At 46.2% G+C, this 20,646-nt stretch carries 17 protein-coding genes; 4 read left to right on the top strand and 13 right to left on the bottom strand.

Annotated elements, in window-relative coordinates; translation table 11 throughout:
* Positions 1–11: 11 nt before the first annotated feature.
* From CIK89_RS02715 to CIK89_RS02695, 5 genes are all read right to left on the bottom strand, one after another.
* Positions 12–1,259 carry a DUF1015 domain-containing protein gene (locus CIK89_RS02715; RefSeq protein ID WP_094389904.1) on the bottom strand — a complete coding sequence of 416 codons (1,248 nt, stop codon included), beginning with the start codon at positions 1,257–1,259 and terminating at the stop codon, positions 12–14.
* A gap of 349 nt (positions 1,260–1,608) precedes the next feature.
* Positions 1,609–2,526 (bottom strand): NAD(P)-dependent oxidoreductase, encoded by a 918-nt coding sequence (locus CIK89_RS02710; RefSeq protein ID WP_094389903.1) that lies wholly within the window; start codon positions 2,524–2,526, stop codon positions 1,609–1,611.
* An 11-nt stretch (positions 2,527–2,537) separates the two neighbouring features.
* Positions 2,538–3,605: a 3-phosphoserine/phosphohydroxythreonine transaminase gene (serC, locus tag CIK89_RS02705; RefSeq protein WP_094389902.1), complete on the bottom strand. Its 1,068-nt coding sequence runs from the start codon at positions 3,603–3,605 to the stop codon at positions 2,538–2,540.
* 161 nt (positions 3,606–3,766) lie between these two features.
* Positions 3,767–5,086 (bottom strand): DEAD/DEAH box helicase, encoded by a 1,320-nt coding sequence (locus tag CIK89_RS02700; protein WP_094389930.1) that lies wholly within the window; start codon positions 5,084–5,086, stop codon positions 3,767–3,769.
* A 59-nt stretch (positions 5,087–5,145) separates the two neighbouring features.
* Entirely contained in the window at positions 5,146–5,763 is a 618-nt protein-coding gene (locus CIK89_RS02695) for an OmpH family outer membrane protein (protein ID WP_094389901.1), read from the bottom strand.
* A 306-nt stretch (positions 5,764–6,069) separates the two neighbouring features.
* Here CIK89_RS02695 and CIK89_RS02685 point away from each other — a divergent pair, with 306 nt between their 5' ends.
* A complete protein-coding gene (locus CIK89_RS02685; RefSeq protein WP_094389899.1) occupies positions 6,070–7,530 on the top strand; it encodes an aminoacyl-histidine dipeptidase in 1,461 nt (486 codons plus the stop codon).
* On the top strand, positions 7,527–7,901 hold the full coding sequence (locus CIK89_RS02680) for a hypothetical protein (RefSeq protein ID WP_094389898.1): 375 nt from the start codon (positions 7,527–7,529) through the stop codon (positions 7,899–7,901). Before CIK89_RS02685 ends, CIK89_RS02680 begins: the two co-directional genes overlap by 4 nt.
* 27 nt (positions 7,902–7,928) lie before the next feature.
* Here CIK89_RS02680 and CIK89_RS02675 read toward each other — a convergent pair whose 3' ends face one another.
* The 5 genes from CIK89_RS02675 to ftsY form a co-directional block, all read right to left on the bottom strand.
* Complete coding sequence (locus tag CIK89_RS02675; protein ID WP_094389897.1) at positions 7,929–10,139, bottom strand: bifunctional (p)ppGpp synthetase/guanosine-3',5'-bis(diphosphate) 3'-pyrophosphohydrolase; 2,211 nt, start codon at positions 10,137–10,139, stop codon at positions 7,929–7,931.
* Between the two features lie 76 nt (positions 10,140–10,215).
* Positions 10,216–11,436 carry an HU family DNA-binding protein gene (locus CIK89_RS02670; RefSeq protein WP_094389896.1) on the bottom strand — a complete coding sequence of 407 codons (1,221 nt, stop codon included), beginning with the start codon at positions 11,434–11,436 and terminating at the stop codon, positions 10,216–10,218.
* Entirely contained in the window at positions 11,433–11,717 is a 285-nt protein-coding gene (locus CIK89_RS02665) for an HU family DNA-binding protein (protein ID WP_094389895.1), read from the bottom strand. Before CIK89_RS02665 ends, CIK89_RS02670 begins: the two co-directional genes overlap by 4 nt.
* Positions 11,714–13,015, bottom strand: a complete 1,302-nt coding sequence (gene rimO / locus CIK89_RS02660; protein ID WP_094389894.1) for a 30S ribosomal protein S12 methylthiotransferase RimO — start codon at positions 13,013–13,015, stop codon at positions 11,714–11,716. The genes CIK89_RS02665 and rimO overlap by 4 nt, the downstream gene beginning before the upstream one ends.
* Positions 13,008–13,964, bottom strand: coding sequence for a signal recognition particle-docking protein FtsY (gene ftsY / locus CIK89_RS02655; RefSeq protein WP_094389893.1), 957 nt, complete (start codon positions 13,962–13,964; stop codon positions 13,008–13,010). The genes rimO and ftsY overlap by 8 nt, the downstream gene beginning before the upstream one ends.
* Positions 13,965–14,243: 279 nt before the next feature.
* Here ftsY and CIK89_RS02645 point away from each other — a divergent pair, with 279 nt between their 5' ends.
* Positions 14,244–15,017, top strand: coding sequence for an EFR1 family ferrodoxin (locus tag CIK89_RS02645; protein ID WP_094389891.1), 774 nt, complete (start codon positions 14,244–14,246; stop codon positions 15,015–15,017).
* 21 nt (positions 15,018–15,038) lie between these two features.
* Here the strand turns inward: CIK89_RS02645 and CIK89_RS02640 are convergent, their stop codons facing one another.
* From CIK89_RS02640 to CIK89_RS02630, 3 genes are read right to left on the bottom strand one after another with little or no spacing between them, the layout of a single operon-like run.
* Positions 15,039–15,713 (bottom strand): YggS family pyridoxal phosphate-dependent enzyme, encoded by a 675-nt coding sequence (locus CIK89_RS02640; protein WP_094389929.1) that lies wholly within the window; start codon positions 15,711–15,713, stop codon positions 15,039–15,041.
* Positions 15,714–15,718: 5 nt separating this feature from the next.
* Positions 15,719–16,207, bottom strand: a complete 489-nt coding sequence (locus CIK89_RS02635) for a DUF4494 domain-containing protein (RefSeq protein WP_094389890.1) — start codon at positions 16,205–16,207, stop codon at positions 15,719–15,721.
* Between the two features lie 45 nt (positions 16,208–16,252).
* Positions 16,253–17,494, bottom strand: a complete 1,242-nt coding sequence (locus CIK89_RS02630; protein ID WP_094389889.1) for a hypothetical protein — start codon at positions 17,492–17,494, stop codon at positions 16,253–16,255.
* A gap of 173 nt (positions 17,495–17,667) precedes the next feature.
* Here CIK89_RS02630 and htpG point away from each other — a divergent pair, with 173 nt between their 5' ends.
* Positions 17,668–19,722 (top strand): molecular chaperone HtpG, encoded by a 2,055-nt coding sequence (gene htpG / locus CIK89_RS02625; RefSeq protein ID WP_094389888.1) that lies wholly within the window; start codon positions 17,668–17,670, stop codon positions 19,720–19,722.
* Positions 19,723–20,646 lie beyond the last annotated feature (924 nt).

Here is a 20,646-nt window from a genome sequence, read left to right as displayed (position 1 = left end):
TAACCGTATGTTTATGACAGTTTATGGATTACAAGTCCTGAGCGCAATTTTGGTTCAAACCAAGTTGCCTTTGGCGGCATAATTTTTCCACTATCGGCAATATCCATGATTTGCTGCATTGTTACAGGATAAAGTGCTAAAGCTGCACGCATTTCTCCACTGTCAACACGGCGTTTGAGCTCACCAAGTCCACGAAGGCCCCCCACAAAGTCAATACGCTTAGAAGAACGGAGGTCACCAATGTTGAGAATCTCGTCGAGAATCAAACGACTGGAGATATCCACATCAAGCACCCCGATTGGGTCAGTATTGTCGTAAGTACCCTCTTTTGCTGTCAAAGCAAACCAGTGTCCGTCAAGATAGAGTGAGAATTCATGCAAACGTTGCGGTTTGTAGATTTCTTCTCCTTTGTCTTCAACGATGAAATTAACCTGTAAGGCAGCAAGAAACTCTTCCGAAGTCAATCCATTGAGATCTTTAACAACTCGGTTGTAATCAAGGATGGTGAGTTGGCTGGCTTGGAAACAAACAGCCATAAAATAATTATACTCTTCAGTTCCTTTGTGGTTAGGATTCTGCTTTTGCTTCTCAGCTCCCACAAGTGCAGCAGCCGCAGAGCGGTGGTGACCGTCAGCAATATAAAGGCTGGGCATCTTGGCAAATTCCTCGGTGATGGTCTGAATATCAGCCTCATCAGCAATTACCCAGAACTGATGTCGGAATCCGTCTATCGGAGCTATGAAATCATATTCAGGCTCTGTTGCTGCGTAGCGTGCAATAAGTTTATCGAGCACATCATTGTCTGGATATGCAAAGAACACCGGTTCAATATTAGCATCGTTGACACGTACATGCTTCATACGATCCTCTTCCTTATCTCGACGGGTCAGTTCATGTTTCTTGATATTGCCATTTATGTAGTCATCTACATAAGCACCAACGACAAGACCATATTGAGTTTTGCCGTTCATAGTCTGAGCATAGATATAATAGTGTTCATCGGCATCTTGCACAAGCCATCCCTTATCTTGGAACTTCTTGAAGTTTTCTGCAGCCTTTTCATAAACACGCGGATCATACTCTGAAGTACCTACAGGAAAATCAATTTCCGGTTTGATAATATGGTAAAGACTCTTCTCATTGTCTCCTGCTTCAGCACGTGCTTCTTCAGAATCGAGAACATCGTACGGACGACTCTCCACTTGTTCTACAAGTTCTTTGGGAGGGCGTACACCCTTGAACGGTTTGATTGTTGCCATAGTTGTTTTTGTTTTTGAGTAATACTTGATGCAAAAGTACACAAAAGATACGAGAATGCAAAATGTTTCGCATCATTTCTCTTGTTTATCCGAGCTTTATATCAGGAGTTTCTATTTTGTTGCTATTTTTTCGTATTGCATACTGTACACCAAACATTATTTACCAGTTTACAAAAAAAGAAAAAGAAATAACCTAAAACAAAAAAAAAGAGCCGCCAGAAGCCTCAAAAGCCTCACGCCAGATTGCCCTTATTCTTGAGTTAGCTTATGTCCGATAAAAGACAAAAAAGAACCATCGTGACATACGGCCGAAACCACATATCACGATGGTAATATCAGTTTAGAAAAATTATTTGTTTACCTGGAATTTTGTGCAACCATCCTTAAAGAATGCATTGATTTGCTTTGCAGCAGCAATACCAGCATTGATATTAGCCTCAGCAGTCTGTGCACCCATTTTTTTCGGAGTAGAGAAGTAACGACCTTCAAATTTACGGAATTCCGCATCAGCTTCAGGCATAATGTCTGTTACATATTTCAGGTCTTCTCTTTCTGCCATGAGTTTCAAGAGTTCGGGTTCGTTGATAACTTCCTTACGAGCTGTATTTACGAGCACGCCACCCTTCTTCAGTTTGTTTACCAATGCATAATTAATGCTCTGCTTGGTTTCCGGAGTAGCAGGAATGTGCAACGAAACAACATCGCAAGTTTCAAAGAGAGCATCCTGATTGGCTACTGCATGCACGCCAGCCTGTTCAATGACTTCTGCTGGACAGAAAGCATCATAGGCATAAACATCCATTCCAAATCCTTTGGCGATACGGGCTACGTTACGACCAACGTTACCAAAAGCCAGTATACCGAGTTTCTTACCAAACAGTTCCGAACCGCTCTTACCGTTGTAGAAACCACGAACAGCCATTACCAACATGCCAAATACAAGTTCAGCAACTGCATTTGAGTTTTGGCCTGGTGTATTCTCAGCCACTACCTGATGAGCTGTGGCAGCTGCAAGGTCAATATTATCATAACCAGCTCCTGCACGAACCACAATTTTCAATTGTTTTGCCGCATCAAGCACCTCTGCATCAACCTTATCAGAACGGATAATCATTGCATCGGCATCTTTCACTGCATCAAGCAATTGCGCTTTTTCTGTATATTTTTCCAGCAACACGAGTTCGTTGCCGGCAGCCTCTACTTCGGCCTTGATACCATTGACAGCAGCTGCTGCAAATGGTTTTTCTGTTGCTACTAATACTTTCATTGTTGTCAGAATTAATGTTTAGCTTCAAATTCTTTCATACAAGCCACAAGAGCCTCGCAACCTTCAATGGTCTGAGCATTGTAGCATGATGCACGGAAACCTCCTACAGAACGGTGTCCCTTCACACCTACCATACCCTTAGATACAGCGAAATCAAGGAATTCTTTCTCCAGTTCTTTGTACTCGTCGTTCATTACGAAACAGATATTCATCAGCGAGCGATCCTCTGTTGCTGCAGTTCCACGGAACAACTTGTTGCGGTCGATTTCTCCGTAAACGATTTCTGCGCGCTTCTGAGCCAGCTTATCCATTGTCTCTACGCCGCCGTTTTTCTTAATCCAACGGAGAGTTTCAAGAGCAGAATAGATGGGGACCACAGGAGGAGTGTTAAACATAGACCCCTTTTCTACGTGTGTACGATAGTCAAGCATGGTAGGAATCTCACGAGGAGCTTTACCCAATTTCTCGTCTTTCACGATTACAATTGTTACACCAGCCATAGCCAGATTTTTCTGTGCTCCAGCGTAGATTGCATCATACTTCTTAACGTCAATAGGACGGCTGAAAATATCAGAAGACATGTCTGCAATTAAAGGTACATTTACATCCAGATCCTTACGCATCTCAGTACCATAGATGGTATTGTTGGTTGTAATATGGAGATAATCAACATCAGCGGGCACAGTCCAATCCTTTGGAATGAAAGTATAGTTGGCATCTGCTGAAGAAGCCACCTCTACTACTTCGCCAAACAATTTTGCTTCCTTCATGGCTTTCTTTGCCCAAACACCTGTGTTCAAATAAGCAGCCTTCTTAATAAGGAAGTTGTATGGAATCATACAAAACTCCAGCGAAGCACCACCGCCGAGGAAAATCACAGAATAGCCCTCTGGAACTTGCAGCAGCTCCTTGACAAGAGCCACAGCTTCATCCACTACAGGCTGGAAATCTTTGGCACGATGGCTGATCTCCATCAGAGAGAGACCTGAACCATTGAAGTCTAAACACTGTTGAGCGGTCTTTTCAATCACCTCACGTGGGAGCATTGAGGGACCGGCGTTAAAGTTGTACTTCTTCATTTTGATTGTGAATTTGAGTTAGTATTTATTTTATTATTCTGTCACTGTTTTGTTAGACGGCGCGAAGTTACACTTTTAATTTGAATTGGACAAATTTTTGCACAAAAATCAAGCATTTTTAGTTATTTTCTTACATTTTGCCACTCAGAAGTAGCAAATTTCTATCTTACAGGCTCTATTACCGTCTTAATTCCTTTAATTTTTTCGCCTTGGGTCTGACGCAGAACCAGATTCATTTTTGCCCGACTAACCGCTACATATGTATAACGGTCATTCACATCGATCTTGCCGATTTCAGCAGCTTCAAGTCCTCCCTTCTTGCAGAGGAATCCGACAATATCCCCACGGCTCACCTTATCTTTTTTTCCTTTACCTATATATATAGTGGCCATCCGAGGCACAGGCACGTTTTTTTTCTCGTTGCTCGGGACATACGACTCTACGTTTCCTTTCACATAGTCTGGAATATGTTCTTCAGGTCCAGTAATAAAGAATGCTTTGCCTTTCGCATCCCAACGGGCAGTACGCCCCACCCGATGAACATAACCTTCTTCACTCTCTGGCATGTGATAATGAACGATATTGGCAATATCAGGAATATCAAGTCCACGCGAGGCAAGATCCGTACTTACCAACACATTAGCCGAACCGTTAGAGAATCGGTAGAGTGCAGCCTCACGCTCCTTTTGTTCCAACCCGCCATGGAAACAACTTGTAACAAATCCGTTGTTTTTCAAGAATCCATCCACACGTTCTACACTATCACGGTAATTAAGGAATACGATGGTACTACTATCTCCAAATCCCAGCAACAATTGCCGCAACGTTTCCAACTTATCTTTGACAGGACTCTTGACTTCGTAAAGTGTTACACGGTCCGAGGTTTGTTCCTGATTATCGAGGAAAGAGAGTGTATGGGCTTTCGCCAATGAAACAAAAGCAGGGATTTCTTCGGCATCTGTTGCAGACAATAAAATGCGGCGACGCAAACCTGGTAAAGATTGAATAAGCCGTTGCATTTCATCCTGAAATCCCATCTGCAAGCATTTGTCAAACTCATCTATAATGAGCCAACGCACACCATAGCGAGAGATGTTTTCCTTACCAAGATGATCGTTCAGGCGTCCAGGTGTTCCAAATACCACTTGTGGCTTAACATCCTTCAGCATCCGGTGTTCTTCCATGGCAGTACGTCCCCCATAACAACTGGCAGAACGGATTCCACATCTCATACTTCGAAGCACCTGGTCAGACTGCAGGGCCAATTCTCGGCCAGGCACCACGACCAAGGCCTGCACGTCTTCCGATGAGCTATCGATCATCTGAACCAAAGGCAGAAGATATGCTAATGTCTTACCCGAACCTGTGGGCGAGAGCACTACCACATCATTTTTCCCGTGAAGGATAACTTCCCCCACCTGCTTTTGCATTTCATTAGCCTCTTCGATATGCAATTCCCGGAATATCTTCTGAATGTCCATCTTGAGCATAAATCAAAACAGGCGTGCCACAACAAGACACGCCCATTTTAATAAGTTTATTATTTCTTATCTTCTTTCTTGTCAGCCTTTTTAAACGTTGACTTATAATGCTTATTCAAACCGTTTATCACGTCTTGCGTAATATCATAACGTTTTGCTGCGTACAGGATATTGTCACCCTGCTTGGTCAGAATAATATCGTATTTCTTATCCTTGTTGTAAGCGGCAAGGAAATGCTGCAAACTGTCACGAAGACCGTCATTATAGGTTTGGGTCTCGTTGGCCAGTTCGTTTTCCAGGCGAGCCTGCAACTGTTGCAAGTCATTCTGTTGACGCTGAATGGCCAACTGCTGGCTTTCTGCCTGTTCTCGGCTTGCAAATCCATTATTGTTAAGTTTCTGCTGGAAATTGTTCATTGCATTCTGCAACTGCTGTCCCTTTTGATTAAGGGTATTGCGTGCGTTATTGCTTTTTTTCTGAAGCACAAGAGTGAAATCCTTGCAGAAATCATACTGTGTCATCAGAGAATCAACCTCAACGTAGGCGATTTTAATTCCTGACTCACTACCATTAGCTTCATTTGCAGGCTGCTCATCCATCTTTGGTGCAGCGTTATTACAAGAAGCGAGTGCAACAATGGCAGCAAAGGCCATTGTGCTGAAAACGTACTTTTTCATTGTTTTTTTCTATTTTTATTTTATTATTTTTCTATTCGCTCAGAAACTGCAAACCGACTTTTCCGACGCATTTCGCGATCTTGATCCATGACACAATGGATTCCCCGATCTTTCATGGCCTTACTGTCGTGAATATGTTGCGACTCAAAGCGGCCATTTTTCCGAAATATCAACTTCACACATAAAAAAGTGACGCTGATAGCAATTATTAACGCTGTCGATAGCAATATTTCAATCATTTTTCTTACTTTTGTCGCTGCAAAGTTAAACAAATAATTCTGAAATCCACAATAATAAACATTAATAATGAATAAAAGTGAGTTAAAACCTGCTGTTGTCTTCGAACAATTCGCGAAGATCAACGAAATTCCACGTCCATCAAAACGTGAAGAGAAAATGATTGAGTACTTGACTAACTGGGGTAAAAGCCATAGTCTGGACACTCATGTCGATGAAGTCGGCAACGTCATTATCCGCAAGGGAGCCACTCCAGGCTATGAAAACCGCAAGACGGTCGTACTGCAAAGCCACATGGACATGGTTTGCGATAAACTTGTCGATGTAGAGTTTGATTTCGACAAAGACCCCATCAAGACCTATATTGATGGCGAATGGCTTACTGCTGAGGGCACCACTCTTGGTGCCGACGACGGTATTGGTTGCGCCATTGAACTCGCCATTTTGGAGAGCAATGATATTGAGCATGGTCCAGTGGAGTGTGTCTTTACCCGTGATGAAGAGACTGGTCTGAGCGGCGCTGTGGGTATGAAGTCCGGATTCATGACAGGCGATTATCTCATCAATCTTGACTCAGAAGATGAGGGCGAGATTTTTGTATCATGCGCAGGTGGTCGCAACACCACAGTAAAATTCACCTTCAAGCGTGAAGCAGCTCCTGAGGGCAGCTTTTTCCTCCGCGCCCAAGTCAAGGGTTTGGTAGGCGGTCACTCTGGCGACGACATCAACAAGAAGCGTGCAAACGCTATTAAACTGTTGGGACGTTTTCTCTTTGCCGAGATGATGAAATACGAAGGCATCCGTTTGGCCCAGTTCAACTCCGGCAAACTTCACAATGCCATTCCCCGCGACGGTTCTTTTGTCATTGCCGTCCCCAATGCTTTGAAGGAGAACATCCGCGCAGACTGGAATATTTTTGCCAGCGATGTAGAAGACGAATTCCACGTGACCGACCCATCTATGGAATGGTTCATGGAATCTGCCGATGCCGAGCCTGTTATTGAGGAGCAGGTTGCTCGCAATTTCATCTATGCCGTACAAGCCGTTGACAATGGTATTTTAGCCATCTGCCAAGACGAGGCTTTGGGAGGTATGGTTGAAACCTCCAGCAACTTTGCCAGCGTTGCAACATCTGAAAACGAAATCAACATCGTCACCTCTCAACGTTCAAATGTAATGTCCAATCTCGACAACATGTGCAACACCGTAAGTGCAGCCTTCATGCTGGCAGGAGCCGAAGTACATACCGGTGACGGTTATCCTGCTTGGAAGATGCGTTCAGACAGCGACCTTCAGAAAATCGTCGTTGCATCGTATGAGAAGCTCTTCGGCAAGACACCTGTTGTACGCGGCATTCATGCAGGTTTGGAGTGTGGTCTTTTCTCTGAGCGTTATCCCAACCTCGACATGGTGAGCTTCGGTCCCACCCTGCGTTTTGTCCACACCCCCGACGAGCGTCTCTACATTCCTACCGTACAGATGGTATGGGATCATCTGCTTGATATACTGAAAAACATTCCTGCCAAATGATCAAGTCATTATCCATTACAATAGTCTCACTCGTGCTGTTACTCACATCTTGTGGGCAACAGCACGAGGCTGAGGCCTTGGTGGAGGACTTCATGGATAAGAACATGAAAGATGAGGTCAGCATCAATGCCCGTCGCTTCACCGACATTGACTCTACATTTCTACTTACCAACGACGTCATCCAGAAGATGCGCAACAAGGCGGCAAATGGAGGTCAACGCTACAAGAAGAGCATAAAATATGCGGATGGCAATCCCACCCGCAAATTATTCATCACCCGTGTGAAATATTATGTTGACACATTGGAATGTTCCGACACTTATTATCTCAACGCCGACCTGACACACATTGTGGCATTCAAAGAAAACTGAACCTTGTTTTCCAGGATGCTGTTTCGGTCAAATGCGTTCCACTTGCTTCACACCTTTCACGGTGCGAAGCTTTTTTATTAGTGTTTCCAACCGTGTCGTGTCGTCCAGCATGACCACCAGACTTCCACTAAAGAGACCATCGTGTGAGTCGATATTGATACCTCTCAACACCAGTTTCTCTTCACGCGAGATGATGTTGGTGAGATTGTTCACAATACCAATATCATCGTTTCCTATCACCCGAAGTGTAATGGTGTACTGCGAGGCCCCCTTTCCGCTCCATTTAGCTTTCACGATACGATATCCGAAACGTTTGCGCATCTCTGGTGCATTGGGGCAATCCTCCCTGTGAATCTTGATACCTCCTGTGACGGTTACAAAACCAAACACCTTGTCTCCATAAATCGGTTGACAACAGCGTGCAAGCTGATAATCCACTCCTTTGAGATTTCGGTCGATAACAAGCACGTCACTTTGTATGGCATCTTGATGCAGATGAGTATTGTCCAACACGAAGTCGGCAGCAGTCTGTGCCACATTATTTCCTGTGACAGGCTGTTCTCCCTGCTGGATTTCCACATATTTATCTATGACGGAGTTGACATCAAGCAACCCATCAGCAATCTGCTTGTAAAAGTCGCTAACCTCTTTGAATCCCAGTTTTTTGATGAGGTGCTGCATGGTAGAGTCTTCCAACTCCAGTTTTCTGTTTTTAAACTTTCTTTCCAGCATCTCCTTGGCAAAGAGTCCCTCTTTCACCTGGGTTTCTTTCAGCGCCAGTCTGATTTTCGATTTGGCCCTTGATGTTTTTACAATATTGAGCCACTCCTGTCTTGGTTTCTGATTCGTCGATGTGATGATTTCCACCTGGTCTCCGCTTCTCAGCTGCTGACGTATGGTCACCACCCTATTATTGATGCGTGCTCCAGTACATGCGTTTCCTATCTTAGAGTGTATGTGATAGGCGAAATCAAGAACTGTTGCCCCTTTCGGGAATTTATAGAGATCACCTTTCGGTGTAAAGACAAAGACTTCATCTTCGTAGAGATCCATTTTAAACTGGTCCATGGCCTCTACTCCGTCACTTGTCTCAAGCATCTTTCTGACATTCGTCAGCCATTCGTCGAGTCCGCTTTCCCCTTTTATTCCTTTGTATCTCCAGTGTGCCGCCACACCACGTTCCGCCACTTCATCCATGCGTTCGGTTCGAATCTGCACCTCCACCCATTTCTTGTCCGGTCCGAGCACGGTGATATGCAGACTTTCGTATCCGTTTGACTTCGGCACGCTCAGCCAGTCACGCAGTCTTTTGGGGTTTGGCTGATACATATCCGTCACGATCGAATAGACCTGCCAACAAAGCATTTTTTCCTTTTCGAGTGGTGAGTCAAGGATGACGCGTATGGCAAAGAGGTCATAAACACCCTCGAAGTCACATTGCTGTTTCTTCATTTTTTGCCAAATAGAATGTATGGATTTTGTGCGTCCTTTAATATGGAAGCTCATCCCCGCCTCTTTCAGTTTATCGCTGATAGGTTTGATGAAGTCAGCAATATACGCATCTCGTTTTTCTTTCGTTTCGTTGAGTTTTTCTCGAATATAATAATACGCATCGTGCTCAAGATATTTGAGCGACAGGTCTTCGAGTTCACTTTTGAGTTTATAGAGACCGAGTTTATGTGCGAGTGGCGCATAGAGATATATGGCCTCTTCGCTGACTTCTCGTTGCAGTTCTTTATCCTGAGCGTCCCGTATTTGCCTCATGAGGTTCACTCTGTCGGCAATCATAATCAGTATGACGCGCATATCTTCCGCAAAGGACAGTAAGAGGTTTCTGAAGTTTTCTGTTTCTATCACAGGATTCTTCAGATAGAGTTCTTTGATACGTTTCAGTCCTCGTAGAATGCGGAACACGGCAGTCCCAAACTCTTTTTCTGTTTCTTCCGGTGTGATGAGTCCACACTCCACACACGGGTTGAGCAACACAGCGAGTACCGCATCGCGTTTCAGTCCTATTTCCTCTACTATCAGTTTAGCGGTCTGAAAGGCCAGCATTACGGGATTCAATCCAAACACGTCACGTTGCAGTTCCTTCGACTCTATCAGCCATGTGATTTTTTGCCGCATTTTCTCTTCATCACCCTCTTTGAGCGATGTAGCTATTTCTTTGCGCAACAAATTGTAGAGCGTCATTGACGTATCTTTCTCTTGTGTTGTGAAATCGATTTTGTCTCCCATAAGGCTAATCCTTTCTATTTGTTAACGTTATCCTTTTAGGCCTGACAACATTCTGTGCTCGTGTTGTGGCCTGTTTTTAATCGTCTCGCTGTTTCTTTTTCTTCAGTTTCAAAGCAGGAATCTTGATGGTCTGCCCCTCTTTGAGTTCAGCACTTGCATTCATTTTGTTGAACACCTCAATATAGCACACCATATCGTCGCTTCCGAGTTCACGCCGTGCTATGCGTTTTAAGTTATCTCCAGCGCGTACCTTGACTTCTCTGTCCAGTCCGGTTATTTTGTATGCTCCTGTACGCACACGGGCGTCCATCTCCGCATATTTGTCGTGCAGATTCTGACTTGTTTTCTCTTGAGGCTGTTCTTCTGATGCTGCCTTATCTTCGTGCTTTGCCTCGGTCTTAACGGCAACCGAGTCGGCTTTCAGACTATCGTTTACCAATGTGTCTGTCACAACAGGATTAACCTTGACCGCAGAAACTGTATCAGCCATTGCTGTCTGACTTGGAATTTGTCCGACACCATATAAGTAGCCGCCTACTGCCGATGCTGCCATCAGCACCAAGACCAAGAATGCCCAACCAATATTGCGATGCCAATGCGATTCTTCTTCATCTTCTTCGTAGCATGTCTGCACAGCTGATGTATTTTCTTCCGATTCCTCATCGGCAGAAGGTACTGTAGGTTCGGGAACCTCTCGGGTTGGCTCGGGAGCAACTACTGGAGCAGGTTCAGGAGTAGGTTCGGCAACTGGCTCGGGAGCAACTACTGGAGCTGGTTCAGGAGTAGGTTCGGCAACTGGCTCGGGAGCAACTTCCGGAGCAGGTTCGGGAGCAACTTCGACAACTGGCTCTGGAGCAGGTTCAGGAGCAGGTTCAGGCGTTCCCCCTTCACTTACAACATCAACCAAGGATTCCGATTGTTCAGAGTTATTTGTTTCGTCGGTAGTTTCTTCACTCTTCATGTCGGTAAACTCAACATCATCGTTAAGCACAACGGTTTCAAATTGCGAGAAAGGTTTGTTGACCAGTTCCTTCATCACCGCATCGGGTGTGAATGTAATTTTTGCATGACTGTCTATCAACACACGTTCACCGGTTCTGACATTGATACTCTCTCTTGCTTCTACCCGTATCATTTTGAATGTGCCGAGTCCCTTCACCTTGACAATTCCCTCTTCGTTGAGTCTGTCGTGAATCAGATCGAACATAGCCGTAGTAAACATCATGGCCTCTTTAGGTTCCAATCCGTTTTTTTCGACCAACACCTTGGCAATATTGTTGAGTGTGAGTTTGTTCATAGTCTGTCTCCTTTCAGTTTTTCTTTCCAGGTTTGTGTAGGCTTGAATGTCAGCACCAGTTTAGGTGGTACAAGCATACGTACTCCCGATGCAGGATTGACCATGATGCGCTCCATTTTCTTTTTCGTTTCAAAGAGTCCGAAATTGGGCACCACCACGCTGTTGTCATCCACGAAGGCGTCGCTCATGGCAGTAACGATATTACTCACGAGTTTCTGGGTGATTCTCTGGTCGTAACCAGTGCGCTGTGACAGCATGCTGATAAATTCCTTATTGTTCATAGTCGTGTTGTTGCATATAAGTCAAATTCCTCTGCGTCGGTAATCCGAACATCATAGAACTCCCCGATTGTCAATTCTGTTTCGCTAACTGGTATCAGGACCTCCGGGTCAACCTCTGGTGAGCAGAATTCGCTTCTTGCAATATACCATTCCCCTTCTGTTCTGTCGATGATGACGCGCATGATTTTACCCACCTTTTCCGCCTCCACCTCTGCGCTAATATTCTGTTGAATGCGCATCAGTCTATCGAGTCGGTTCTGCTTCACGTCGTCCGGCACATCGTCTTTATAGTGTTTAGCCGAGTATGTTCCGTCTTCTTCGGAGTATGCAAAAGCCCCCATTCTTTCGAATCGTGCCCATTTGGTAAACTCGATGAGTTCCTGGAAGTCCTCATCTGTTTCCCCAGGGAATCCCACCATGAGTGTTGTTCTGATGTGTATTCCCGGCACTTCCTCTCTCATTTTTCTGATGAGTTCATAGGTTTGCTCCTTGCTGACGTGTCTATGCATTCTGTCGAGCATATTGTCGCTGATGTGTTGCAAAGCAATATCGAGGTAGTTGCAGACATTCTTTTTCTCTCGCATCACTTTCAGCAGTTTCCACGGGAAGTGTGCTGGATAGGCATAATGCAGTCTGATCCACTCCACGCCTTCTATGTCTGCCATTTTCTCCACGAGTTCGGCGATATGCTGCTTTCCGTCAATATCCACCCCATAGTAGGTCAACTCCTGTGCAATAACCTGAAACTCCTTCACGCCTTGTTTTACGAGATATTTCACCTCGTCGAGTATTTCCTCAATAGGTCTGCTTTTGTGTCGTCCCGTGATAATGGGAATGGCGCAGTATGCACAGTTTCTATCACATCCCTCAGCTATTTTCAGATACGCATAGTGTTTGGGAGTAGTAAGATGTCTGTGTGCCCCATCCGGCATTGACTCTTCCAGGTCAGCCAACAGTTGTTTGTAGTTGAATTTTCCATACCATCCATCCACTTCCGGTATTTCCGCCTCAAGGTCAGCCAGATATCGTTCCGAAAGACATCCCATGACAAAGAGTTTTTCGAGTCGTCCTTCCGTTTTAGCCTGTGCCATTTCGAGTATTGCGTCAATGCTTTCCTGCTTAGCATCTTCAATGAATCCACAGGTATTGATGACCACAATATCTCCTTGAGGTTGCTCACTATCGTGAGTCACCTCGTAGCCTTTGGCTTCGAAGAGTCCTATGAGGTTCTCGCTGTCAACAAGATTTTTCGAGCACCCCATGGTGATGAAATCTATGGTTTTCTTCTTTTTATTCATGCTTAAAGAGTGAATCTACGAACTGGGTTTTATTAAACAGTTGGAGGTCGGTCATACCTTCTCCGAGTCCGATATATTTCACGGGCACTTTGAGTTGGTCGCTGATACCTATTACCACTCCTCCTTTTGCTGTTCCGTCGAGTTTGGTAATGGCGAGTGACGAGATTTGAGTGACTGCCGAGAACTGCTTAGCCTGTTCGAAGGCATTTTGTCCTGTAGAACCGTCGAGCACCAGCATCACCTCGTCAGGTGCTTCAGGCATCACTTTCTTCATCACGTCTTTGATTTTCTTGAGCTCATTCATGAGACCCACTTTATTGTGTAGTCTTCCTGCGGTGTCTATCAGTACCACGTCTGCGCCATTGGCTTTAGCCGAACTGATGGTGTCGAACGCCACACTGGCAGGATCACTTCCCATCTGTTGTTTGACAACGGGCACTCCCACCCTTTCTCCCCAGATGCAGAGTTGTTCTACGGCAGCAGCGCGGAAGGTATCCGCAGCTCCCAGATACACTTTCTTGCCCGCCTGTTTGAATTGCCATGCGAGTTTTCCGATGGTAGTGGTTTTTCCCACTCCATTGACTCCCACCACGAGGATGACATAGGGTTTGTGGTCTGTTGGCAGATCCCACGAGTCGTTGTCGTCTGTATTGTTTTCAGCGAGAAGTGCAGCAATTTCTTCACGGAGTATTCCATTGAGTTCACTTGTGCTGACATATTTATCCCGAGCGACTCTTTCTTCGATTCGCTCAATGATTTTGAGTGTAGTATCCACTCCCACGTCGCTTGTGATAAGCACCTCTTCAAGGTCGTCCAACACATCGTCATCGACTTTTGATTTTCCAGCTACTGCACGTGCCAGTTTGTCGAACACGCTTGTTTTCGTTTTCTGCAGACCTTTGTCCAGTGTTTCTTTTTTGTCTTTATTAAAGAATCCAAATATTCCCATGATTTTTAATTTTTCTTTTTGCAAAGGTAGTGCAAACCGAGCGAAATACAAAGAAAAAACACATTTTTTCTTTTATTTCCGAGGTGCAGCCTACCTAAGAGCGCAGCTCAAAGGTACGATTAAGCGAGCAGAATACAAAAAGAAAAAGCAATTTTCTTTTTTATTATTGAGCGAGAGTACCTAAGACCGCAGGTCAAAGGTAGTGCAAACCGAGCGAAATACAAGAAAAACATTCGATTATTGTGCGCATTTACATCAATAATCATTACCTTTGCACCCATGATATTCTATTTCTCCGGAACAGGCAACACCCGATGGGTTGCCCAACAATTGTCACAAGCCACGGGCGAGCGCTTGGTGGATATTGCCCAAGCATTAAGACAGAATGCTCTCCACTACACGTTGGAGCACGACGAGCGTTTAGGCTTTTGTTTTCCCACTCATGGATGGCAACCGCCCCACATCATGCGCAACTTTATCGAGAGAGTCGCGATCACCTGTTCTCCAAACACTTACACCTACGCCATCACCACCTGTGGCGATGACACGGGTGAGACCATGACCATCTTCAACAACGACTTACGGAAGAAGGGTTTCCATGCCTCCACCTTGTTTTCGGTCATCATGCCCGAAACCTATGTTTGCCTGCCTTTCATGTTGACCGACACACCAGCGCGCGAGCATCAGAAGATTGCCGAGGCACGCACTGTCGTGGAGCGTATTGCCGAGACCGTCAAGCGTTGCGAGACCGGTGTGGTTGAACTGGAGCGTGGTGCTACTCCCCGCCTCTATTCCTATGTGATTGGTGCGTTTTTCAACCGTTGGATGATAACCGACCGCAAGTTTACTGTCGATAGTCAGTCCTGCATCCAGTGTGGTCTTTGTGCCAAGGTTTGTCCTGTGGGAGATATAGAAGGTGCACCGCCCGTGTGGTTACACAACGGACAATGCACCTGTTGTTTGTCTTGTTACCACCATTGTCCCACGCATGCCATCAATTACGGCAGCATTACGCGGAAGCGTGGCCAGTATTATTTCAAGTCCGACCAATAACCGTGGGCTGTTCCCAGCTGGTCAATAGACCCTTGGACCGAAAATAGCAGTACCCACGCGCACCATCGTGCTTCCCTCTTCCACGGCAATAGGATAGTCGTGGCTCATGCCCCATGAGCGCTGTGTGAAGTATGGCGATTCAGCAAAATAGCGTTGCTTCACCTCATCGAAGAAGTTGTGTGCGGTACGAAATTCCTGACGTATCTGCGCTTCGTCCTCCACATAGGAAGCCATCATCATGAGACCACAGATGCGCACATGCGCCATATTGCGCCATTCGCCCTCTTCGAGCAGTTGGCGACAGGCATCGAGTGTCAGTCCGTATTTAGTTTCCTCTTCGGCAATATGGAGTTCGAGCAGCACGTCAATCACGCGGTTGTTTTTAGCACCCTGCTTCTCTATTTCCTTGAGCAGTTTGAGCGAATCCACCGCTTCTATCATCGACACATACGGAGCGATATATTTCACCTTGTTGGTCTGCAGATGTCCGATGAAATGCCATTGTATGTCGTTGGGCAGCACCTCCACCTTCTGTCGGAGCTCCTGCTCATGGCTTTCGCCAAACACGCGCTGTCCTTCTTCGTAGGCAGCCTGGAGATACTCCACGGGATGGTACTTGCTGATAGCCACCAGACACACTCCTTCGGGCAGTCGTGAGCGCACCTCGCGAAGATGACCTTTCACATCGTAATCCATCATTCTTATGCGTTTTGCTGTTCGTATTCGGGTTTGTCGTCCACCTTTGTCTTGTTGTATTCAAACACATCCATCAGGGTTGTTTCAGCCACCGATGCGATGACGTAGTCGATCATGGTTCCGCCCATCACGGTATCTATGTTGCCCACAGCGCCTTTCAGCGTTCCAGCCTGCACCAGGTAGTTGACAGCGGTACGCTTCTCCTTTTCCGTTTTTTCGTCGATGGTGATAAACTGCAGTTTAGCCTTATACCATCTGTCAGCCATTTCCTCGTCGCTGAAGAAAATTTCCTTATATGGAGCTATTTTGATGTCTTTGATAGTAAACTCGCCACTGATGTATGAGGACATTTCCTCCATGATGCGTTTCTCAGCTTCGGTGAAACTGAGTGCATCAACGGTGTATGACTCGGTCACCTTCTTCTGAAGTCCATCTTCCATGGTTTTTTCGTATTGAATCTTACATTCAAACCAAATTGCTGTTCTGCTTCTCATTTTTTCTGATTATTATTTATATGTGTAATTGTATGAAAAATTCTATTATTTCTGCACCCCGTTGGCATTAGACCCCATGCCAATGGCAGCTTTCTTCTGATTGGTCAGCCGTTCGATGATTTCCGTAGCGATGGCGTGACTTCTGGCGGGGTCGATGGCAGCATCGGCAGCCAGCTCCTCCTGTGCTTTGAGCAGTTCTTTCACGTTTGATTCGCTCATCGCTCTGAAGTTTTTCTCCGTATTGCCCATATTCTTGCTGTTGTAGATCTTGGACAGTATGCGGTCGGCTTCCTTTTCATAGCGCTTGCGGAATATCTCTTCCGCCTTGGCATTGTATTCACGCTGGGTAGCCACAGCCTCTTCCGACATCGAGTCGGCAGGCACCACTCCGAGGTCTTCCGGTCTGAATCCATCGTCTATCAAGTCGTCGACGGCGGTATGTGGGGCTGGTTTGACAAACTCGATATTCTCCTGTTCGGGCATGAGGTCGAAATAGAGCCCTACCACGAGCAACGCCACCACGGCAGCCACAGCCAGCGTCACCAGCGACCGATAGGTTCCCCGTCTGCGGTCTATGCTGCGTAGCATGTCTTCTGGCGAGGCATAGCGGTCCTCCGGCATCTGTGCGGTGGCTTTTTTGAAAGCCTTCCGGTAAGCCAACGGCAGTTGTGCATCGGCAAAGACCGTCTCCAACAGTTTTCCTATCGAATAGATGTCGCAACGCTCGTCCACGGTTCCACCTTCGAGCACCTCCGGTGCCACATAGTCAGCTTTTCCGTCGGCATAGAAAGCCTTCTGGTCGCTCAGCGCCTGATAGTAGGAACCACACGAGAGGAGCATGACGGCCTGATCGCCCTTTCGGAGGAATACGGTCTGTGGCGAGAAGCACACATAGTGCAGTCCCTGACTGTGCAGGAAGGCGGCAGCCTCCAGCAGTCCGCGCGTAAACTGCTCCATGAAATGGGGTTCAGCCACAATGGCAGGATGCTCGTTGAGCACATGACACAAAGGCACATACTGACCAGGTTCCAAGTCGAGTCGTGTAATCTCCCCCTGTTCCACCACAGGACGGAAGTGTATGATGTGACTGTCAGCAAGTGACAGGTTGCGGTCACACTCGGCTTTCAGAGCTTCACCAAACTTGATGTTGTCGAGCATTTCTTTTCGCACATGGACCACACTGCGATATTTACCGTCGATCTGCATGCGGCAGAATTCGCCAATCGGCAGTTCTGTCTGATAGAGTCGTCCTTGTCGGCGTGTGGCCAGAAGTTCTTCGTAGTTCATCGTTGATACTTTTAGAATTATGTGGCGCAAAAGTAATCATAATTTCTGAACCGAACAACAATAGTGCTGTTTTTTTTTCATCCCTTTTCTCAAAAATCAATGACAGCATCAGAAGATTGGCACGCAATTTGCAAAGTGTATGTCATAGCAAACAAAACATAAGATATACTATCATGCAAAAAGGTAATATTGGGGTTACTACAGAGAACATCTTCCCCGTCATCAAAAAGTTTCTCTATAGCGATCATGAGATTTTCCTTCGTGAAATGGTGTCCAACGCTGTCGATGCCACTCAGAAGCTCAAGACACTCGCTCAGCAGGGTGAGTTCAAGGGAGAACTGGGCGACCTTGCCGTGCGTGTCAGCCTCGATACCGAGAAAGGCACTATCACCATCAGCGACCGCGGTATCGGTATGACCGAAGAGGAAATCGACAAATACATCAATCAGATTGCATTCTCTGGCGTGAACGACTTCTTGGAGAAGTACAAGGACAATGCCAACAATATCATCGGACACTTCGGACTCGGTTTCTACTCTTCGTTCATGGTGGCGAAGCGGGTGGATATCATCACCAAGAGCTACAAAGATGGCGCAAAGGCTGTCAAATGGTCATGCGACGGCAGTCCTGCCTACGAGATCGACGAGGCAGACAAGGCTGACCGCGGTTCCGACATCGTGCTCCATGTAGATGACGACTGCAAGGAATTCCTGGAGAAGAACAAGATTGAAGAATTGCTCAATAAATACTGCAAGTTCATGGCCGTGCCCGTGGTATTCGGCAAGAAACAGGAGTGGAAAGACGGTAAGATGCAGGATACCGATGAAGACCATGTCATCAACAGCGTAGAACCCCTCTGGACCAAGGCTCCCTCAACCCTCAAGGATGAGGACTACAAGTCGTTCTACCGCACCCTCTACCCCATGCACGACGAACCCCTTTTCTGGATTCACCTCAATGTGGATTACCCCTTCAACCTCACGGGTATTCTCTATTTCCCACGCATCAAGTCCAACATCGAACTGCAGCGCAACAAGATTCAGCTCTACTGCAACCAGGTGTTTGTCACCGACCAGGTGGAAGGCATCGTGCCAGAGTTTCTCACCCTGCTCCATGGCGTCATCGACTCACCCGACATTCCTCTGAACGTCAGCCGCAGCTACCTCCAGAGCGACCGCGAGGTGAAGAAGATTTCCACCTATATCACCAAGAAGGTTTCCGACCGCTTGCAAGCCATCTTCAAAGAAGACCGCAAGGGCTATGAGGAGAAATGGGACGACCTGAAACTCTTCATTAACTACGGTATGTTGAGCGACGAAAACTTCTACGACCGCGCCAAAGACTTTGCCCTGCTCAAAGATACCGAAGGCAAATACTTCACTTTCGAGGAATACAAACAACTCATCGAGAGCACTCAGAAAGACAAGGATGACACCCTCGTCTATCTCTATGCCACCGACCGCGAAGAGCAGTACAGCTACATTCAGGCAGCCAAAGACAAGGGTTACAGCGTGCTCCTGCTCGACGGACAGCTTGACGTGCCTGCCATCCAGATGCTCGAACAGAAGTTTGAGAAGAGTCGCTTCACCCGTGTCGATGCTGACATCATCGACCGCCTCATCGTGAAAGACGATGCGCCAAAAAGTACCTTGAGCGACGACGAGTCTGCCAATTTGTCATCTGTATTCCGTTCTCAGCTTCCCCATCTCGACAAGACCGAGTTTATGGTCGAAGTGCAGGCGCTCGGTGCCAATGCCCGCCCTGTCATGATCACCCAGAACGAATACATGCGTCGTATGAAGGAGATGAGCCGCTTCCAGGCTGGCATGAATTTCTATGCCCAGATGCCCGACTCGTTCAACCTCGTGCTCAACAGCGACCATCCCCTTGTGAAACGCGTACTCGACGAGTGTGGTTCATCTACTGCCGATGCCCTCAAACCCATCGAGAGCGAATTGCGCGGACAAGAGGCTCGTTTGGCTGCCCTGCGCCAGTCGCAAGAAGGCAAGAAGCCCGAAGAACTCTCACAGGAGGAGAAAGACGACAAAGCCAACACCGAGAAGGCCATCGCCGAGCAGAAAAACAAGAAGCAGCAGTTGTTTGCCGACTTTGGCAAGCAGAACGCTGTCGTACATCAGCTCATCGACCTTGCACTCCTGCAGAACGGCATGCTCAAGGGCGAAGCGCTCGACAAGTTCTTGCAGCGTAGCGTTGAGCTCATCAAATAAAGCGTTTTCATACGCTCCATGATCACAATCCCGACCCGCTCTCAACCGGTGTGGTCGGGATTTTTTTTGTTTCTTCCCGTCGGTTTTTATCTTTTTATCGACCTCGCCCCCCTACCATTGCCACCCGTTTTTGCTTTTCAAAAACTGTTATACTGTTATATTGTCACGCTTATATTGTCACACTGCGTTAACATGTCCTTGATGCGTCCCATTGGAAAATGGCAAGTCGTTTTCCCGTTTTTTCGATTAGTTTGTTGTAGCAATAAATTAGCAATATCGCACCCATTCCCACATCGTCGGTTTCTCCTTTTCAGTTCCCATGTTCCTCCCATTTTGTCCCATCGTTGTCCGCCTAATTTTGGGATTTAGTGCGGATTCACTGGTGACTTACTTAGAAGTTGCCCACGTCTGTGTGCGGACGGAATGTTCTGTGCGATGAGTGATTCTCTCTTGAACCACGGTGCAAAGATAGTGCAAACCGAGTGGAATGTAAAAGAGAAACTCGTTTTTCTTTTCATTTCCGAGGTGCCGCCTATCTTGGACGCCAGTGCAAAGGTATGAAGAAAAACAATAGGTTCACCCATTTGTCCGTCAACTCGTGACCACTTTTCCCACGGCTTGTTACATTTCCCTGTGTATCAGTTGGTTACAAAGCCGAAATTTGGAGTATAAATCTTGGCGGTTATTGTATATTGCTGAATATAAGGAAGATAGGTGGAGCACTATACTTTTATTGGGCTTGAACCTGTGGTAAGATCATGGGTGAGAATTAGACGCTGTAAAGAAAAGAGCCGAAAACGGTATTTTTCAGTGAAACGCAAAAATGGCGTTACAGCGTTACAATATAACAATATAACAGTTTTGAAAAACCAAAATCAAAATTTCGAGCCAAAATTTTATATATAATATATATATATATATATT

Origin of the sequence: Prevotella sp. P4-119, from assembly GCF_002251345.1 — a bacterium.
GTDB lineage: Bacteria > Bacteroidota > Bacteroidia > Bacteroidales > Bacteroidaceae > Prevotella.
This window is presented reverse-complemented; position numbering and strand designations above follow the sequence as displayed.

Coding starts and splice junctions, on each gene's coding strand:
- CIK89_RS02630 (WP_094389889.1), bottom strand. CDS start 17,494: ATGAACTACGAAGAACTTCTGGCCACACGCCGACAAGGACGACTCTAT.
- serC (WP_094389902.1), bottom strand. CDS start 3,605: ATGAAGAAGTACAACTTTAACGCCGGTCCCTCAATGCTCCCACGTGAG.
- CIK89_RS02635 (WP_094389890.1), bottom strand. CDS start 16,207: ATGAGAAGCAGAACAGCAATTTGGTTTGAATGTAAGATTCAATACGAA.
- CIK89_RS02680 (WP_094389898.1), top strand. CDS start 7,527: ATGATCAAGTCATTATCCATTACAATAGTCTCACTCGTGCTGTTACTC.
- rimO (WP_094389894.1), bottom strand. CDS start 13,015: ATGAATAAAAAGAAGAAAACCATAGATTTCATCACCATGGGGTGCTCG.
- CIK89_RS02665 (WP_094389895.1), bottom strand. CDS start 11,717: ATGAACAATAAGGAATTTATCAGCATGCTGTCACAGCGCACTGGTTAC.
- ftsY (WP_094389893.1), bottom strand. CDS start 13,964: ATGGGAATATTTGGATTCTTTAATAAAGACAAAAAAGAAACACTGGAC.
- CIK89_RS02715 (WP_094389904.1), bottom strand. CDS start 1,259: ATGGCAACAATCAAACCGTTCAAGGGTGTACGCCCTCCCAAAGAACTT.
- htpG (WP_094389888.1), top strand. CDS start 17,668: ATGCAAAAAGGTAATATTGGGGTTACTACAGAGAACATCTTCCCCGTC.
- CIK89_RS02685 (WP_094389899.1), top strand. CDS start 6,070: ATGAATAAAAGTGAGTTAAAACCTGCTGTTGTCTTCGAACAATTCGCG.
- CIK89_RS02640 (WP_094389929.1), bottom strand. CDS start 15,713: ATGGATTACGATGTGAAAGGTCATCTTCGCGAGGTGCGCTCACGACTG.
- CIK89_RS02670 (WP_094389896.1), bottom strand. CDS start 11,436: ATGAACAAACTCACACTCAACAATATTGCCAAGGTGTTGGTCGAAAAA.
- CIK89_RS02710 (WP_094389903.1), bottom strand. CDS start 2,526: ATGAAAGTATTAGTAGCAACAGAAAAACCATTTGCAGCAGCTGCTGTC.
- CIK89_RS02645 (WP_094389891.1), top strand. CDS start 14,244: ATGATATTCTATTTCTCCGGAACAGGCAACACCCGATGGGTTGCCCAA.
- CIK89_RS02700 (WP_094389930.1), bottom strand. CDS start 5,086: ATGGACATTCAGAAGATATTCCGGGAATTGCATATCGAAGAGGCTAAT.
- CIK89_RS02695 (WP_094389901.1), bottom strand. CDS start 5,763: ATGAAAAAGTACGTTTTCAGCACAATGGCCTTTGCTGCCATTGTTGCA.
- CIK89_RS02675 (WP_094389897.1), bottom strand. CDS start 10,139: ATGGGAGACAAAATCGATTTCACAACACAAGAGAAAGATACGTCAATG.